This window comes from Pantoea sp. USHLN256, from assembly GCF_037149875.1.
Classification (GTDB): Bacteria; Pseudomonadota; Gammaproteobacteria; order Enterobacterales; family Enterobacteriaceae; genus Pantoea; species Pantoea nemavictus.
This window is the reverse complement of record NZ_JBBCQO010000004.1, coordinates 423,745-441,893: the sequence shown is the minus strand read 5'-3', so window position 1 is coordinate 441,893 and position 18,149 is coordinate 423,745. Positions and strand designations below refer to the sequence as shown.

The window sequence follows — 18,149 nt, the reverse complement described above, 5'->3', positions numbered from 1 at the left end:
GGCGCAATTGATTGCGCATCTGTTTAACCGCGCAGTCACCGCAATGACATAAATCCTTCATTTCCTTCCGCTAGCTTACCGCCATTCTGATTTTTGGATTGCGCATGCATGAGCCACCTTTCGCTTCATCACATCACCAAAGCCTGGGGCGAGAAAATCGCCCTGGATGATATTAGTTTTGCGGCGGCAGAAGGCAGCTTTGTGGCGCTGCTGGGTCCATCGGGTTGCGGTAAGTCGACGCTGCTACGCACCATTGCTGGACTGGAAACCGCCGATGAGGGCGCGATCCACTTCAACCATACTGACATCACGCATCTGCCGCCGTCGCAGCGCAAGCTCTCCATGGTCTTTCAATCCTACGCGCTGTTTCCGCACCTCAACGTGCGCGAGAACCTGCTGTTTGGCTTGAAAGCGCGGGGGGAGGACAAGCAGACCTATGCCGCGCGTCTGGATGAGGTGAGCAAGCTGATGGAGTTGGATCAACTGCTGGCGCGCTTGCCGTCGCAGCTCTCCGGCGGACAGCAGCAACGCGTGGCGTTGGGTAGAGCGGTCATCGCCAATAACACGCTGTGCTTAATGGATGAGCCGCTATCGAATCTTGATGCCAAGCTGCGGCAAAGCATGCGCCGTGAAATCCGCGCGCTGCAGAAGAAGCTCGGTTTAACCTTGCTGTACGTCACGCACGACCAGACCGAAGCGATGAGCATGGCCGATAGCATTATCCTGCTCAATGATGGCCGCATTGAACAGCACGGCACGCCGGACCAACTCTATAACCAACCCGCCACTATTTTCGCCGCGCAGTTTATCGGCGCGCCGCCCATGAATATTCTGCCGCTGCAACGCAACGGATCTCATCACTACCTGATGCATCTCACCGCACCGGTGGTGGAATACCGCGAAGCGACGCTGAGCCTGGGATTACGCGCTGAGGATATTCAGCTGATGGCGCCGCAACAGGCGGCACTGACTGCACGGGTGATCAGCGCTGAATATATGGGTGCCGATACCTTGCTGGTGTGCGTGCTGCCGGGCATTGAGCCGCCGTTGACGGTTAAAGTGCCGGGAATGCAGCGCTTCAGCGACGGCAGCGAAGTGGGATTGCAGTGGTCCGCCGCTCGACAATATCTGTTCCACAGCGAGAGCGGTAAGCGCTGCCTCGCCGCTGAACAACAGTTGTTTACTGCACAGAAAAAATACGCCGTTTAACCATTGTCATTTGCTGAAGGGAAAATCATGTCTGCGATTCGTTACTCACGCGTTGCCTCTGCTTTAATGCTAGCGGTTGCTGCTTCGGCCTTCGCCGCCGATCCGGTCAAGCTGCAAATGTATTATCCCATCGCGGTAGGCGGCAAAGTCAGCCACACCGTGGATGCGCTGGTGGCTGATTTCCAAAAACAGCACCCGGAGGTGAGTATCCAGCCGGTGTATACCGGTGACTATGCCACCACCGTAACCAAAGCGCTGACCGCATTTCGCGGTGGTAACGCTCCGCAAATGGCGGTGATCGGCGATATCGAAGCCTATTCATTGATAGATGCCGGGGCGATTGTTGCCGCCAGCGATCTGGCGAGCGGCGACGAGGGTAAAAAGTGGATCGATGGTTTCTATCCAGCTTTTCTGCGCCACATTGACGGCAAAGTGTGGGGCGTGCCGTTCCAGCGCTCAACCGTAGTGATGTACTGGAACAAACAGGCGTTTGAGAAAGCCGGTTTGAACGCCGATACGCCGCCGGCTAACTGGCAGCAGGTGGTGGAGTTCAGTAAGAAACTGACGATTAAAGATGCTAACGGCGTCAGCCAATGGGGCATCGAAATTCCGTCTACGCCAAACGGCTACTGGAACTTCCAGGGCTTATCCGCCACCAACGGCGGCCGTCTGGATAACGGCAAAGGCACCGCAGTGAACTTCAACACGCCGGGCAACGTAGAAACCCTGCAGTGGCTGACCGATCTCGGCCAGAAAGAACAGGTATCGCCGAAAGGCGCGATTGCGTGGGGCACCACACCGCAGGACTTTATTAGCGGTAAAACTGCCATGATGGTGACCACCACCGGTAACCTGACCAACGTGCGTGATAATGCTAAATTCCCGTTTGGCGTGGCGATGCTGCCCGAGAAAACCCAACGCGGCAGCCCAACCGGCGGCGGTAACCTGTATGTATTCAAAAACGCTTCAGCGCAACAGCAGAAGGCGGCGATGGAATTTATTCGCTGGGTGACATCGCCTGAGCAAGCCGCGCGCTGGAGTATCGCCACCGGTTATGTGGCCACCTCGCCAGCTGCCTGGGACACCACGGTGATGAAGGATTACGTTAAACAGGTACCGCAGGCGCTGGTGGCGCGTGAGCAGTTGAAATATGCCCAGCCCGAGCTTTCAACCTATAATAGCGTGCAGATTCAGGATGCGTTGAATCACGCGGTTGAAGCGGCGGTCACCCAGGCGAAAACGCCGGCTGAAGCGCTGGAAGGCGCGCAGAAGCAGGCCGACCGTCTGCTCAAGTCCTACCAATAATCATGAGCACACTCCTCGCCGTCGCACCGGTTCGTCGTCCCCGGTTATGGTCGATGCAGCTGTATGGTTATCTGTTGATTTTGCCAGCGCTGAGCTTTTTGCTGCTGTTTACGCACTATCCGGCAGTGGCGACGGTGTGGGAGAGTCTGTTTAGCGCGGCACGTAACGGACATCCCGCCCATTTTGTTGGGCCGGATAACTATGTTGCGCTGCTGGATGACGACATCTTTATTCAGTCGCTGTGGAACAACCTGCTGTATGCGGCGATCACCATCCCGCTGGCGGTGACGCTGGCGTTGCTAATGGCGCTGGCAGTCAATCGACATATGCGCGCCAATGCGCTGGTGCGTAGCGCATTCTTTATTCCATCGCTGCTGCCGATGATCGCCATCGCCAATTTATGGCTGTTTTTCTATACGCCGCAGCTCGGTTTGCTGAATAAGCTGCTGGCGCTCTTTTCCCTGCCAGCGATCAACTGGCTCGGCGAACCGGAAAGTGCGCTCTATTGTCTGATGGCGGTGTCAGTGTGGCGCGAAGCGGGCTTTTTCATGATTTTCTATCTCGCCGCATTACAGCAGATCGATCCACGCCTGAGCGAAGCCGCGCAGATAGAGGGGGCGTCGCGCCGCTATTTCTTCCGCCGCGTGCAGTGGCCGCTGTTGATGCCCACCACGCTGTTTGTACTGATCAACGCGTCGATGAATGCTTTTCGCATTGTCGATCAGGTGATTGCGATGACCAACGGCGGACCGAATAACAGTAGCAGCCTGCTGCTGTTTTATATCTATCGCACCGCCTTTAGCTTCTGGGACATGCCGGCTGCTGCGGCGATGACGGTGGTGCTGTTGGTGATCCTCGCCGCTATTGCGCTGATCAAATTCAACCTGCTGGACAAGCGAGCCCATTACCAATGAAGCCAAAACTTTCTGTTGGCCGCCTGTGCCTGAACAGCGCGATTGGGCTGGCGGCGCTACTGTGGTTTTTGCCAATTCTGGTGGCGCTGTGGGTAGCGATTCATCCGGCATCGGATCAGGCTAGCTTCGCGCTGCTGTCGCCGCTGACGCTGCAAAACTTCGTCAATGCCTGGCACGCCGCGCCGTTTGGCCGCTATTTTCTCAACACTACACTGCTGGTGCTGATGATTGTGGTGGTGCAGCTGATTCTGGCGACCATGGCTGCCTATGCGCTGGTGCGTTTCCGGCTCAAATTCTCCGGCGTGATCTTTGCGCTGATTCTGCTGCAGCTGATGATCAGCCCCGATGTGCTGATTCTGAATAACTACAAAACCATCGGTGCGCTGGGTTTACGCGATACGCTGACCGGCATCGCGCTGCCGTATTTCTCCTCGGCGTTTGCCATCTTTCTGCTGCGGCAAACCTTCAAAAGTATTCCGCTGGTGCTGGAAGAGGCGGCGATTGTGGAAGGCGCCAGCCGATTCTATATTCTGCGCAAAATTTATATTCCGCTGGCGAAGCCGATTTACGTGGCCTTTGCACTGGTGTCGATCAGCTTCCACTGGAATGATTTCCTCTGGCCGCTGGTGATCACCGATTCGGTTAACGTGCGGCCGCTGACTGTCGGCCTGCAGCTGTTCTCCGCGCCGGAGCAGGGCGTGCAGTGGGCGTTGATTGGTGCCGCCACGTTGATGACCACCTTGCCGCTACTGGTGCTGTTCCTGATTTTTCAGCGTCAGTTTATTCAGTCGTTTATGCGTGCCGGTATTCGCTAAGGAGTGATTTTCGTGTCTTATCCGCATCCGCTGACCGCCTTGCAGCGTGAGTTGCTCGGCGATGTCGCCGAGTTATATGCGCTGCCTCATCTGCGTGCCGCGCCGCTGAATGGCACGCTGCGCTTTGGTTTGATTGCCGATCCGCAATATGCCGACATCGACGCCGATGTTGCGAAAAATCTCTACTATCGGCAGGCGTTGCACAAGCTGCCGCAGGCCATTGAGGCGCTGAATCAGCAGCCGCTGGATTTTGTCGTCACGCTCGGTGACCTTGTCGATCGCCACTGGCACAGCTATGCGGCGATACTGCCGCTTTACGATCGCCTCGAACATCCGCATGCGGTGGTGCTGGGCAATCACGATGCGCAGACCATCACGCAGCATCTCAATGAGGCCGCCGCGCTGCCCAAAAGCTATTACGCCTTTGGTCTGCCGGGCTGGCGCTTTATTGTTTACGACGGCAACGATGTCAGTCTGTATTGCAACACGCTGAACGGTGACGACCGTGCGCAGGCGGAGGCGATGCTGGTGGATTTCAGCGCGCGACAACAGCCGCAGGCGAAACCGTGGAATGGCGCGGTAGGATCGCAGCAGCTGACGTGGATTGAGCAGCAGCTGCTGCAAGCCGCGCAGCAGGGAGAAAAAGTGGTGGTATTTGGTCACTATCCGCTGGCACCACACAACAGCCACAACTTACTCAACGGTAGTGAGCTGGCAGAACTGCTTTCTAGTTACAACATACTTTGCTGTTTTTCCGGACATGACCATCGCGGCGGCTTTGCGCGCATCGGTCAAACAGGCTTTTATACCCAGAAAGGCATGCTGGATGGGGCAGAGGATGTGCCGTTTGCCGTGGTGGAGATTGAGGGTGAATCGGTTCGCGTGAAAGGTTATGGCGGTGAAGTTAGCTGGTCGCCATGAATGGCGACCCCACAGGCATGACAGCGATGGCGAACGAAACTCGCTCAGCGCTTAACTTCTCGGCATTACGCCACATCACTATGATGCTAGCCGCTGCCGACGAATGGCGATCTCTTCGGCACGTTGCAGCAGCTGCTGCAAATCATCTTCATCGATATCCAGCAGCTCGCCACTTTTCAGCGCCTGATGCAGGTCGTCGCGCGTAATCGGCACATCAATCACGACGGGCGGTGCTTTGGCTTCCGTCGCCGCCAGCGTATGCGGGTAGCGGCGTCCGGCCAGATTATTAAACACCAACGCCAGCAGTGCCAGACACACTGAATTCAACAGCACCGGCGTAAGAATAAAGTGGTAACCCAACTGCTGCACGCCGTTGCCGCCAAGAATAGCGGTAAGCGCCACCGCGCCGCTAGGCGGGTGCAGGCATCGTAGCTGAAACATCACGGCAATCGTCAAACAAGCCGCCACGCCGCATGCCAGCGCAGGATGGGGAATATACAGCGCGGTGGTTACACCGATGACGCCCGCTACCAGATTGCCACCAACAATCGACCACGGCTGTGCCAGCGGACTATTGGGCAGGCCGAACAGCAACACCGCAGAAGCGCCCATCGGCGCGACAAACCACAGATTCACTTCGCCCAGCAGCCAGTGACTGGTAAGGCTGGTAATCATTAATCCCAATCCTGCGCCAATACTGGCGATGACCCGCTGCTTTTTGCCCACCGGTAAAGGGTGTGGCCAAAGGCGGGCCAGAAACGTGCGCACGGATGCAATCCATGTCACCGATGGCTGATGTGTCATGCGGGGGTCACTCTGTCATAAGAAAAAACGATGGAGGCGAATTGTCGCCGATCGATCCTATAGGAACAACCACATTGTTAGTGTGCTGTTATCTTAAGGTGAGAGAAATGCTGATGATTGTCGCGACGCTTAACCAACGCCTAAGGTTGCTGTATAGTCCGTTTTTTTTCGGAGGAACCATGCTGCCTAACTCATCAACCCGCCTGAATAAATACATCAGCGAGAGCGGTATCTGCTCACGCCGCGATGCCGATCGTTATATCGAACAAGGCAACGTTTTCATTAACGGCAAACGCGCGGCCGTCGGTGCGCAGGTATTTGCTGAGGATGAAGTGAAAGTGAATGGGCAGTTGATTGAACCGCGTGACGAAGAAGATTTGGTGCTGATTGCGCTGAACAAACCGGTTGGCATCATCACCACCATGGAAGAGGGTGAGCGCGATAACATCGGCGATTTCGTCAATCACAGCAAACGCGTGTTCCCGATTGGTCGCCTGGATAAAGATTCGCAGGGGCTGATCTTCCTCACCAATCACGGCGATCTGGTGAATAAGATCCTGCGTGCCGGTAATAACCACGAAAAAGAGTATGTGGTTACCGTTGATAAGCCGATCACCGATGAATTTATTGCCGGAATGGGCGCAGGCGTACCGATGCTCGGCACCGTGACGAAGAAGTGCAAAGTTAAGAAAGAGTCGACCTTTGTGTTTCGCATCATCCTGGTTCAGGGGCTGAATCGTCAGATTCGTCGGATGACCAAGCACTTCGGTTTTGAAGTCACCAAGCTTGAGCGCACGCGCATCATGAACGTCAGCCTGAAAGGCATTCCGCTCGGCGAATGGCGGGATTTGACCGATGACGAACTGATCGATCTGTTCAAACTGATTGAGGACTCATCATCCGAAGATCAAAAAACGCAGAAGACGCAGGCGAAGAAGAAACCGGCCGCAGCGGGGAAAAAACCGGCCGTCAGCGCGGCGAAATCCGGTGAGAAAGCGGGCGCGAAACCGGCTAATCGCCAGCGGTTCGCCCAGCCAGGACGTAAAAAGAAAGGGCGTTAATTCTTCATTCCCCGCGCACCCGGCGCGGGGAAACACCCTTACTTGTCGTTGCCAAATCCCTGCTTTTTCAGCGCGTCCAGCACGTGCGGGAAGTAGATCTTGTGATAATAGCCGCTGACGCTTTCGCTCCAACTCTCACCATCATCGCGTCCGATGTTCTTCCAGTGCTGCACCATCTGCTGATTGTAAGCGTCGATATGTTGCTCCAGCCCGGCAGGCTGATACTGCTCTTCATGACGGAAAGTGGCTAACGGCAGACGCGGTTTCTGATGTGCAGGTTGATCCACATGGCCAATCACCACGCCAGCCACCGGGAAGGTGTATTGCGGCAGATCGAGTAGGCTAATTAACGCCTGCGGATCGCGACGAATGCCGCCAATTGGCACAATACCCAGACCTTCCGCACGCGCCGCCGCCATAATTGAACCCAGCGCAATACCAATATCGGTCGAGCCCGAGACAATGCTTTCGATACTCTGCTGCGCAATTTGTTCGCGATCGATGGCCTGCATCGCCAGACGAGATTTATGCATATCCAGCACCAGGGTAATAAATACCGGTGCTTTGGCAATCCACGGCTGACCGCCGGCAATTTGTGAAATCTGCGCGCGTTTCGCGGCATCACGTGTGACCACCAATGAGACTTGCTGCGAGTTCACCGAAGTAGGCGCGTGATAAGCGGCCGAAATGATGCGATCCAGCACCGCATCCTCAACGGATTGATCGGTGAAACTGCGGTCGCTTTTGTGGGTGGTGAAAATATCGATTAATGAACTCATTGATCCTCCAGATTGGGAGGCGAGAGCGTAACAGAAGTCGGTGTGAGTAGATTTAACCGTTGTTGCCGTGGCTAACTACTTATTTTGCATAAGCAAAGTGCGGATAGGATTAAAAAATAGAGCCGGTGCATGTAGCACCGGCTAAGCGACTTGCGCAGCCACAACCGCCGAATGAATACTACGGTCAGGTCCGCTCAGCATCACGGTTTTACCTGAACGTAATCCACGCTGGAACTGGCTCATTCGCTCTTCGCTAATGCCGGCTCCGCACCACAGCAGGTGATGATTATGACGACTTTCCGAACCGTAGCGAATCGGCGGTGATGCCTGGTCCACATCAACACAGAATCCTTGTCCGGTCAGGCGAATCGCTTCCAGCCAAATCTCGGTTTCATCGCCTTTACTCACCACTTCCAGCAGCAGTGGCATATTTTGCTGCCGTGATGACGCGCGTTTCACACAATCGCTGTGATGCAGGATGGCATCATGAAAGCGCGCCAGACGCCGGGATGCGCCGCGACGGGTATCATCGCGCAGCCAGCGGTTCAGCGGTTTCATCAACACCTCGATAAAATCGTCGCTGCTGTAATCGCCCGCCAGATTGCGCACGGTGCGCGCCAGTTCACGGTCGGAGCCGATTTCCAGCTGGCGTAATACATCACCGCGACGCGCCATCCAGGCTGAGGAGGTGTATTCCAGTCCGCAATGGCGTCCCTGATAGATCTGCCACAGCGTGGCACCACCGGCGGTTAACGCCATCATGGCCAGAACTTCATCAACCTGATGACGGCTCCAGTCCTGATTGACGTGGTTTTCAGAAATTAATCCACAGCGTAACCAGCGACGCAAATTCGCGCGATTAGCACCGGTAATGGCGCATACGGTTTCAGTTGAATAAAAGTACATAACGAGCCCTCAGATTGAGGGTGAATTGCCGTGGGCGTTAACCCAGGATGAGCAACCATCCTGAACCTTATCTGTATGGATTACCAGTAATCTTTAAGCAGATCTTAACAATATTCGAACAAGCGAAGCGTGAAACAGCGCCGGAAGCCATGCGGTACAAGGCTTCCGGCTGAGCTTATTTTTTATCCAGCCAAACCTGTGACAAATTGCCTTCAATTCCGTCAGCGGTAACGGAGTGATCGTGCACTTTGCGGTTATAAATGGTGATGAATTGCGGCGAGATCAGATTAATGTCCGGCAAATCCTGCTCGACGATTTTCTGGAACTGGCGGAACTCAGCCACGCGTTGCTGCGGATCATTTTCGGTTTGCGCCGCTTCCAGCAGGTGGTCCACTTCTGGATTGTGATAATCCGAGGCATTGGAGAACGGCACGCCTTTGCGGAAGTTTTTCGACCAGTAGATGCGCTGCACGCCAACGGTCGGATCATACAGATTGCTGTGACCGTTCACGGTAAACGAGAAGTCACGATCGGTATAAATGCGGCGTACAAAGCTGGAGAGGTCCTGCGCGCGCAGCGTCACTTTGATGCCAATCTTCGCCAGCGCCGAGCGGGTGTACTCCGCCGTTTTGCGCAAATCCTCCGCTATCGGATTGTAATCCAGCGTTACGCTAAAGCGCGTGCCATCGCTGCCTTTGGGGAAACCGGCGGCGTCGAGCAGCGCATTGGCTTTATTGATATCGAAGGCATATGGCGAAGGCGACGGGTCGTTATATTCTTTGATGCCGGGCGCAATCGGTGACGCTGTCACCTGTCCCAGACCGAAATAGGCAACCTGCAAAATCACATTGCGATTAAGCGCATGTGCCACCGCCTGACGCACGCGCAGATCTTTAAAATGCGCATCGTCGAGATTGAACTGAATCGAGCTGACGTTATAGGAGTAGCTGTTGCCTTTGGTTTCAAAACCGAGTTGTGGCAAGGCTTTCAAGCGCGCCACATCGTTCATTGCCACCGGCGTGCGATAACCTAAATCCGCTTCACCGGTTTCGAAGGCCACCGAGCGGGCAGCGGGATCGGGAATGAACTTCACCACCAGCTGATCGAGATACGGGCGATTTTTATCCCAATAGTTGGGATTACGCTTGTAGAGGATATAGCTGCCACGCACCCATTTATCGAAGATATAAGGACCGGTGCCGATCGGCGCGTTGTTATGCGGGTTGGTCAGCGCATCGGTGCCGTCATAGATATGCTTCGGAATAATCGGCGATTCCGCGGCGGCAAATGCCTTAATCAGATAGGGTGCTGGTTTCGACAGCACGATCACCGCCGTCAGCGTATCGGGCGTTTCGATGGCGGTGACGTTGGCAAAGGTGCTGGATGCACGCGGATGAACCTTCTTCAGCAGCTCAATCGAATAGGCGACATCGGCGGAGGTGAAATCCTGGCCGTCGTGCCATTTCACGCCGGGACGCAAGTGGAAGGTGTAGCGCGTGCCGTCAGGGCTGATCTCCCAGCGGGTCGCCAGCTGCGGCTGCGGTTTGAGGTCAAAATCATAGCTCAGCAGGCCTTCGGTGACTTTGGCACTGACGCTGAGCGCCGGGGTGGCCACCGTGGTCAGCGCAATCAGCGCCGGCGGTTCGTAGTTGAGCACCAGATTTAAGGTACCACCCGATTGCGGATCGGCGGCGTGCGCCGTTGCGGTTAACGTCATTCCCAGCGTAAGCGCCAGCAGTGAGCGGTGAAAATTTAATAACATGGTGTTACTCCGTTTTAGGGTGATAGCCATACAGTTCCGCTGCGGCAGCCGGCGTGATGAGTTGATTCACCACGTCGTGCTGCAAGCGCTGCGCGTCACGTTGCGAGCTGTGACCTAAACCGCCGCCGCCTGGCGTTTCGACAATCAGATGGCTGCCCGGCGGGATCACCTGACGTCCTTTACCCGACAGCGTTTCGCCGGTGGAGAGCGTGACGCGACCGGGCGCACCGGCCTGACCGCCTTCGGCACCCTGCGCCGGGAAGTGAATGCGATCCCAGGCCGCGCCGAGCTCCATTGGCAAATCCTGCCCGTGCGACAGCTCGATTATCTGGCCCAGTCCGCCACGCTGCGCGCCCGCGCCGCCGGAATCCTGGCGATACTCTTTGCGCCAGAACACCACCGGACTGATCGATTCAAGGATCTCCAGCGAGACGTTGCGCACGCCGCTGGGGAAAGAGGTGGTTGAGAGGCCATCCAGCGCCGGGCGCGCGCCGGTACCGCCGGTGGAGAAGCTGGTAATGGAAAAACGCGGCTGCTTCAGGCTGCTGTTGGCTTCGTACTGCGGCAAAATATGGCCGCCCGATAGCTGAATGTTCCACAGGCAGGAGGCACCTTCGGCGGGGACTTCACCGGGACGTGCCTGGCGCAGGCAGTTAAACACCACATCCGGCAGCATCTGGCCGATGATATGCCGCGAGGTGACGGCTGCAGGATAGGGCGCATTGAGGATCGAGCCTTCCGGCGCATCAATGGTGATCACCCCGAGCGAGCCGGCATTGTTGGGAATATCCGCGCCAATCAGGCAGCGGATACCAAACGAGGTGTAGGCGTCGGTATAGGCTTTCACCACATTAATGCCGCGCGCAACAAACCCGGCGCTGCCGGCAAAGTCCACGTGGATGCCTTGTTCGCTCAGCGTGAGTTTGGCCTGCAGCTTCAGCGGCTCATCGTAGCCATCAACCCACAATTCACTGTGCCAGCTGCCAGCCGGCCAGCTACGCACCGCATCGAGCATCGCCTGGCGTGAACGCTGCAGAATGTATTCGCCGACTTCCAGCAAATCGGGCAGATCAAACTCATCCAGCACGCTCAGCAGGCGACGCGCGCCGACATCATTACAGGCCACCAGCGCGAGGAAATCGCCTTCCACCTGCGCCGGTTCACGCACGTTGGCTTTGACGATGTTGAGCACCGTTTGGTCGAGCTGCCCAGCGTGAATGAATTTGATGATCGGCAGGAATAATCCCTCATGCCAGATTTGCTGGCCGTCCGGGCCGGGGCCAAGACCGCCAATATCAATCACATGCAGCGTAGAGGCGAACAGCGCCACCGGGCGATCGCGGTAAAACACCGGCGTCACCATGGTGATGTCATAAAGATGGCCAGTGCCTTTCCACGGATCGTTAGTCAGCAGCACGTCGCCGGGCTGCAGCGTCGCAATGGGAAACACCTTGAGGAAATGTTTAACCGACTCTGCCATCGAGTTGACGTGGCCCGGCGTTCCCGTTACCGCCTGCGCCACCATACGACCATCGGGCAGAAACACGCCAGCAGAGAGATCGCCCGCTTCACGGGTTGCAGTACCGAAAGCGGTGCGGATGAGCGCCTGCGCTTGCTCCTCCACCACTGAAATCAGGCGATTCCAGATCACCTGATGTTGAATCACGTTATTGCTCATGCTGGGCTCCCACGGAAGAAAGACGTTGCAGCAACAGATGTCCGGCGGCGGTGCGCTGCACGCTGAACTGTTCATCAACCCAGGTGGTGGTTTCTGCATCCACCACTAACAGGGGACCGTCGGTAACGTTGGTCAGCTCGACGCGCTGTTGGACCGGCACCTGAATACGCTGCTGCTGCAGGAAAGAGTAAAGTTCACGCTGCGGCGCGACATCCGGCAGCGTGCTAAGCGCACTGTGTGGCGTCACCACTGAAACCGGCGTAGAGGCGGTGACGGTCCAGCTGATCGCTTCAACCGCCACGTGATCGAGGCTGCGGCCATACAGTTGCTGATAGGTAAGGGTAAAGCGCTGATGCAGGGCGGCGAGCTGTTGCGCATTCAGCGTGTCGCCTTCGAGGTCAATCGGCACCTCATGGCCCTGACCGGCATAGCGCAGGTAGACGCTGCGCTGCACGTTAATCGGCGCCTGGCGATCCGCCTGTTGCACCACCTGACGCGCCTGATCGCTCAGCGCATCCAGCAGCGCATTCACTGCATTAAAATCGAGATTATCCAGTCGTTGATAGAAGCTGCGCACCGCCTGATAGGACACTGGCGCCCACAGGAAACCCAGCGCTGAGCCGACGCCAGCGGCGTGCGGAATGATCACCCGGTCGATACCGAGCTTGGTGGCCAGCCGTGCGGCGTGCAGCGGGGCGGCGCCACCAAAGGCGACGAGCGTATAGTTATCGACGGTTTTACCCGATTCACTGGCGTGGACGCGGGCGGCGTTGGCCATGTTTTCGGCGATGATTTCGGTCACCGCCAGCGCGGCATCATCGGGCTGCAGCTTTAGCGGTTCGCCGACCTGCGCGGCAAGAGCATGCTGCGCCAAATCGACATTGAGCTCTACTTTGCCACCGGCAAAACTGGCCGGATCCAGCAGGCCGAGCTGCGCGTTGGCATCGGTAATGGTCACCCACTCGCCGCCGAGGTTATAGCTCACCGGACCGGGCGCAGAGCCGGCGCTATCCGGACCGACCTGTAATCGTCCGAGATTATCGATGCGCGCAATCGATCCACCACCGGCACCAATCTCCACCAGATCAATCACCGGGATACGAATCGGCAGCCCGGAACCTTTTTGATGACGATGCACGCGGCCAAACTCGAAGCTGCGGGAAATCTGTGGCTGGAAGTTATCGATAAAACAGATTTTGGCGGTGGTGCCGCCCATATCAAACGACAGCACTTTTTTCAGATCCAGCTGCTGCGCAATATTGCTGGCGAGGATCGCGCCGCCCGCCGGGCCCGATTCAACCAGGCGCACCGGCTCGCTGATGCCGTTATCCAGCGTAGTGATACCGCCACCCGAGGTCATCAAAAAGGGCGGTACGCGCAAACCGTGTTGGCTGAGCTGTTGCTGCAGGCGGCGCAGGTAACCGGCAACCAGCGGCTGCACGTAGGCATTCGCCGAGACGGTGGAGAGACGCTCATACTCACGAATTTCGGGGCAAATATCGCTGGAGAGTGACAATGTCACCTCGGGCAACAGCTCATGCAGGATCTGCGCAGTGCGCTGCTCATGTTCTGGGTTAACAAAGCTTTGTAAAAAGCCGATGGCGATACTCTCAATGCCCTGCGCGGCAATCTCTTTAGCCAGCGCGTGCACCTGCGCTTCGTTGAGGGGAATGCGCACTTGACCTTGCGCGTCGATGCGCTCTTCCACCGTGAAGCGCCAGTGACGCTCCACCAGCGGACGCGGCTTTTGCAGAAACACATCGTATTGGGCAAAACGGTCTTCCTGACCAATCTCCACCAGATCGCGAAAGCCTGCGGTGGTGATCAGCGCGGTGCGTGCGCCTTTGCGCTCAATCAGCGCGTTGGTGGCTAAGGTGGTACCCAGAATCAACGAGTCGATGTCTGAAAACTGCAGTTGTGCCTGCTGCAGTACATCGTTAATACCGGCAATCACCGCGCGCTCTGGCGCCTCGGCGCTGGTCAGCACTTTGGCCGAATATTGCGTTTCATTTTGCAGCATCACGATGTCTGTGAAGGTGCCGCCCACATCCACCGCCACGCGATTCCCCGGTTGTTTTTGTCTATCCGACATACCGCCGCCTTTATATTTGATAATAAGTTCAGGGCGTTATTTACCGGTATCAAAAAGGCGCTGACTACTGAGTATTTCGGGTTTACACATGCTTAAAACGGAAATAGCGCGATTAATCCTGGATAGCCTTAATTCGGCAAAGCTAAGCCATATAAATTATTAAGTCGCCAAAACCGCGGCTGTTAGTTTTCCCTTTTCCGCATGACTCCGTTTCAAGGATGTTGGCTATGCCGCGAGAACGCCATTGGCTACTCTCCTTTTTCATCAAAACCACGCTGCAGCTGTTACCGACGCTCATCGGTATATTGCTGATCATGTTTATTATTCTGAAAGCGATTCCGGGCGATGCGGTGGATGTAATGGCCGGTGAGTCCGGCGGGGCCAGCGCGGCCAGCATGGCGCTGATGCGCGAGCAATATGGTCTCAATCTTCCGGCATGGCAGCAGTTTATTCACTGGATCAGTCATATTGCGCAAGGCAATCTCGGCTTCTCTCCGCGTTTTAATACGCCAGTAACGACCTTAATTCTCTCGCGTTTACCCGCCACCTTATTATTAATGCTGGCAGCGCAGGCGCTGGCCCTGATAGGCGGCATTATTTGCGGTGTCATTATGGCGCTATTTGTTGGCCGCTGGCCCGATCGTGGGTTATCGCTGTTTTCTTTACTGCTCTATTCACTGCCGGGATTCTGGATTGGTTTGATGCTGCTGGTTTTATTTTCGGTGCATCTCGGCTGGTTACCCAGCAGCGGGAATATGACCATTGGCGCAAATTATCACGGCTGGGATAAGTTCAAGGATCTCCTCAGCCATGCGTTATTACCGGTATTTTCACTGGCGAGTTTTTTCCTCGCGATTTATGCGCGTTTAACCCGCGCGGCGATGCTGGAGATCGCCCATCAGGACTTCGTGCGCACCGCGCATGCGAAGGGTATCTCTCCGCTACGCGTAACGGTGGTGCACGTGCTGCGTTGCGCACTGATTCCTGTGGTGACGGTGAGCGGCATGCATATCGCCACCTTGCTGAGCGGCGCGGCGGTAGTGGAAACCGTGTTCTCCTGGCCGGGCCTGGGACGGCTGGCGCTGGATGCGGTGATGGCGCGCGACGTCAATATTCTGCTCGGCATTCTGCTGTTTTCTTCGCTGCTGGTTCTGCTGGCTAACTTTATTGTCGACCTGCTGCACGCCTGGCTCGATCCCCGCATCGTGAGAAATTAGATGACCACGTTTACTACGCTTCCTGTTACCCCGCGCGGCAAGCATCGCGCGCTGCGTCAGCTGCTGCGCAATCCCGCCGGGCTGGCGGGCATCATTATTCTGCTGTTGGTGCTGGCGATGGCGCTGGCGGCGCCCTGGCTCTATCCCGGCGATCCGCTGGATATGATCGCCACACCGCTATTACTGCCGGGCGCCGATGCCGCCTGGCCTTTGGGTAGCGACGCGATGGGGCGCGATCTGGCCGCCGGCATTTTTCACGGCGCGCGCGTGTCGTTGCTGATTGGAGTGGGCGCAACCTTGCTGGGCCTGCTGGCGGGCACCTTAATCGGCAGCCTGAGCGGCTATTACGGTGGCGTGCTGGATAATATTTTGATGCGCATCACCACGCTGTTTCAAACCATGCCGGCGTTTCTGTTAGTGATTATTGTGCTGGCCGTCGCCACGCCGACGGTTACGCTTATCACCCTCAGCATTGGCCTGACAACCTGGCCAACGATTGCCCGCCTGGTGCGCGCGGAGTTTCGCAGCCTACGTGAATCGGACTTTGTACTGGCCGCACGCTGTCAGGGATTTTCGCCGCTCTACATCATTTGGCGCGAAATGTTGCCGAACGCGCTGCCGGCCATCATCGTCACGTCGTCGGTGATGGTGGCGTCCGCGATCTTAATGGAGGCTGCGCTGTCATTTCTTGGCTTAGGCGATCCTAACGTGGTGAGCTGGGGCTTTTTAATAGGCAGCGGTCGCGAAATGCTGCGCACCGCGTGGTATCTCACCGCCGAGCCAGGCGTGGCGCTGGTGATCACCTTGCTGGGGCTGAATCTGTTGGGCGATGCGCTTAATGATGCCTTTAACCCGCGACTGAGTGAGCAATGATGAAACCGATGCTTTCCGTAGAGAATTTGCAGATTCAGTTTGGCGCGCATCCGGCAGTCAACGACATCAGCTTTACGCTGGCGCAGGGCGAAATGCTGGCGCTGGTCGGTGAGTCGGGCAGCGGTAAGTCTGCGACGGCGCTGGCAATTATGGGCTTACTGGCGCCGCAGGCGCGCACCGCCGGACGGATTATTTTTGCTGGCGACGATGTGCTCAGCCTGCCGCCGCGTCAGCTGCGCGCGCTGCGTGGCAACCAGATCTCAATGATTTTTCAGGAGCCGATGACTTCGCTCAATCCGGTGTATAGCATCGGGGCGCAGATTGCGGAGTCGATGATGGCTCATCAAAAGCTGTCGCGACAGCAGGCGCGGGCGAGGGCGATTGAGCTGCTGGAGCTGGTCAATATTCCCGACCCGGCGCGCCGGGTGGATGATTTCCCGCATCAGCTCTCCGGTGGCCAGCGACAGCGCGTGATGATCGCCATGGCGGTGGCGTGTGAGCCGAAGCTGCTGATTGCCGATGAACCCACCACTGCGCTGGATGTCACGGTGCAGGCCAACATCATGGCGCTGATCGATCGCCTGCGCAAAACCTTGTCGCTGAGCGTGTTGATGATCTCCCACGATCTGGGTCTGGTCAGCCAGTGGGCCGATAACGTCGCGGTGATGCACAACGGCAGCATTGTCGAATATAACCAGACGCCAGCCCTGTTTGCGCAGCCGCAGCATGACTACACCAAAGGCTTACTGGCGGCATCGCTGCTGGGTGAACAAGACGTGCATTATCGCCAGCGTATGCTGACCGAGATTCGTCATGATGCCGAAGGCCGTTTCAACCTGCACCAGCCAGCGACGCTGAACTTTGCTGCGCCTGATGGGCGTGAAACCGCCGCGCCGCTGCTGGCGCTGCGTCATCTGCAGGTCAGTTACGGTCACGGCAACCGGCGCGTGCCTGCTATTCGCGACATCAGCTTTGATTTACAGCAGGGAGAAACGTTGGGATTGGTGGGGGAATCGGGCTGCGGCAAATCGACGCTGTCGCGCACCCTATTGCGCCTGCTAACCCCCGACAGCGGTGAGATTCGCCTTCAGGGCAAGGATATCGCACAGCTGCCGGAATCCGCTCTGCGCGATTTACGCCGCAGCGTGCAGATGATCTTTCAGGATCCTTACGCCTCACTCAATCCGCGGCACACCATTTTCACCATTCTTGATTCGGTGTTGCGGCTGCACGATCCGGCACCAGCGGCGCAGCGCCTGACGCGTATTCATCAGATGCTGGACCGTGTCGGCTTACCACGACAGGCGCTAGCGCGTTATGCCCATGAATTTTCCGGCGGCCAGCGCCAGCGAATTGGCATCGCTCGGGCGCTTATTGTTAAGCCAAAGTTGGTCATTTGCGATGAAGCGGTATCGGCGCTGGATGTGTCGGTGCAGGCACAAATCCTCAATCTGCTGCTGGAGATGAAGCAGGAGTTTGGTTTGAGCTATCTGTTTATTTCGCACAATCTGGCCGTGGTGCGTTACATGGCGGATCGCGTGCTGGTAATGAATCAGGGCGATATTGTCGAAGCCGGGGAGGTAGAGCAAATCTGGCATCGTCCGGTGCATCCCTATACGCGGCAATTGCTTGCCGCTGTCACGCACGCCAGTACGCAGCAGGAGCATTCAGCCCGCACTCAGCCGCTTAAATTCGATGCCGCGTTAACCCTTTAGCCTGCTAATTAACGCGGCTGGCTGGCTATTATCAATTGCCAGCTAGTCTAAGGTGAAAATAGCATTATGGATAAAAAATGGCTGTGATAATTTTTATT

General features: G+C 56.7%; 15 protein-coding genes. 9 read left to right on the top strand and 6 right to left on the bottom strand.

What is annotated here, in order from left to right; all coding sequences use genetic code 11:
* Window positions 1-108 precede the first annotated feature (108 nt).
* From WFL93_RS13775 to WFL93_RS13755, 5 genes are read left to right on the top strand one after another with little or no spacing between them, the layout of a single operon-like run.
* Window positions 109-1,209 (top strand): ABC transporter ATP-binding protein, encoded by a 1,101-nt coding sequence (locus WFL93_RS13775; RefSeq protein WP_336778374.1) that lies wholly within the window; start codon window positions 109-111, stop codon window positions 1,207-1,209.
* A 27-nt stretch (window positions 1,210-1,236) separates the two neighbouring features.
* Window positions 1,237-2,514 (top strand): ABC transporter substrate-binding protein, encoded by a 1,278-nt coding sequence (locus tag WFL93_RS13770; protein ID WP_180823594.1) that lies wholly within the window; start codon window positions 1,237-1,239, stop codon window positions 2,512-2,514.
* Window positions 2,515-2,516: 2 nt separating this feature from the next.
* Window positions 2,517-3,428 carry a carbohydrate ABC transporter permease gene (locus WFL93_RS13765; RefSeq protein ID WP_336778373.1) on the top strand — a complete coding sequence of 304 codons (912 nt, stop codon included), beginning with the start codon at window positions 2,517-2,519 and terminating at the stop codon, window positions 3,426-3,428.
* Complete coding sequence (locus WFL93_RS13760) at window positions 3,425-4,243, top strand: carbohydrate ABC transporter permease (RefSeq protein ID WP_336778372.1); 819 nt, start codon at window positions 3,425-3,427, stop codon at window positions 4,241-4,243. The genes WFL93_RS13765 and WFL93_RS13760 overlap by 4 nt, the downstream gene beginning before the upstream one ends.
* Window positions 4,244-4,255: 12 nt before the next feature.
* On the top strand, window positions 4,256-5,164 hold the full coding sequence (locus tag WFL93_RS13755) for a metallophosphoesterase (protein WP_336778371.1): 909 nt from the start codon (window positions 4,256-4,258) through the stop codon (window positions 5,162-5,164).
* Window positions 5,165-5,242: 78 nt separating this feature from the next.
* Here the strand turns inward: WFL93_RS13755 and WFL93_RS13750 are convergent, their stop codons facing one another.
* On the bottom strand, window positions 5,243-5,968 hold the full coding sequence (locus WFL93_RS13750; protein WP_336778370.1) for an HPP family protein: 726 nt from the start codon (window positions 5,966-5,968) through the stop codon (window positions 5,243-5,245).
* 179 nt (window positions 5,969-6,147) lie between these two features.
* On the opposite strand from WFL93_RS13750, the gene rluF reads away from it, so the two are divergent.
* Window positions 6,148-7,029, top strand: coding sequence for a 23S rRNA pseudouridine(2604) synthase RluF (rluF, locus tag WFL93_RS13745; protein WP_336778369.1), 882 nt, complete (start codon window positions 6,148-6,150; stop codon window positions 7,027-7,029).
* Between the two features lie 38 nt (window positions 7,030-7,067).
* On the opposite strand, the gene WFL93_RS13740 is transcribed toward rluF, so the two are convergent.
* The 5 genes from WFL93_RS13740 to WFL93_RS13720 all read right to left on the bottom strand — a co-directional run bounded on the left by WFL93_RS13740 (window position 7,068) and on the right by WFL93_RS13720 (window position 14,246).
* Window positions 7,068-7,808, bottom strand: a complete 741-nt coding sequence (locus WFL93_RS13740) for a nitroreductase family protein (RefSeq protein ID WP_007888344.1) — start codon at window positions 7,806-7,808, stop codon at window positions 7,068-7,070.
* Window positions 7,809-7,949: 141 nt separating this feature from the next.
* Window positions 7,950-8,714 carry a hypothetical protein gene (locus WFL93_RS13735; protein WP_336778368.1) on the bottom strand — a complete coding sequence of 255 codons (765 nt, stop codon included), beginning with the start codon at window positions 8,712-8,714 and terminating at the stop codon, window positions 7,950-7,952.
* A gap of 175 nt (window positions 8,715-8,889) precedes the next feature.
* Window positions 8,890-10,476: an ABC transporter substrate-binding protein gene (locus tag WFL93_RS13730; protein ID WP_336778367.1), complete on the bottom strand. Its 1,587-nt coding sequence runs from the start codon at window positions 10,474-10,476 to the stop codon at window positions 8,890-8,892.
* Window positions 10,477-10,480: 4 nt separating this feature from the next.
* Window positions 10,481-12,154 (bottom strand): hydantoinase B/oxoprolinase family protein, encoded by a 1,674-nt coding sequence (locus tag WFL93_RS13725; protein WP_049853509.1) that lies wholly within the window; start codon window positions 12,152-12,154, stop codon window positions 10,481-10,483.
* Window positions 12,144-14,246, bottom strand: coding sequence for a hydantoinase/oxoprolinase family protein (locus WFL93_RS13720; RefSeq protein WP_336778366.1), 2,103 nt, complete (start codon window positions 14,244-14,246; stop codon window positions 12,144-12,146). Before WFL93_RS13720 ends, WFL93_RS13725 begins: the two co-directional genes overlap by 11 nt.
* A gap of 227 nt (window positions 14,247-14,473) precedes the next feature.
* Here WFL93_RS13720 and WFL93_RS13715 point away from each other — a divergent pair, with 227 nt between their 5' ends.
* The 3 genes from WFL93_RS13715 to WFL93_RS13705 are packed head-to-tail and all read left to right on the top strand — an operon-like array spanning window position 14,474 to window position 18,051.
* Window positions 14,474-15,463, top strand: a complete 990-nt coding sequence (locus WFL93_RS13715; protein ID WP_152929157.1) for an ABC transporter permease — start codon at window positions 14,474-14,476, stop codon at window positions 15,461-15,463.
* A complete protein-coding gene (locus WFL93_RS13710; RefSeq protein WP_336778365.1) occupies window positions 15,464-16,336 on the top strand; it encodes an ABC transporter permease in 873 nt (290 codons plus the stop codon).
* Complete coding sequence (locus tag WFL93_RS13705; protein WP_336778388.1) at window positions 16,336-18,051, top strand: ABC transporter ATP-binding protein; 1,716 nt, start codon at window positions 16,336-16,338, stop codon at window positions 18,049-18,051. The genes WFL93_RS13710 and WFL93_RS13705 overlap by 1 nt, the downstream gene beginning before the upstream one ends.
* The last annotated feature ends 98 nt before the right edge of the window (window positions 18,052-18,149 follow it).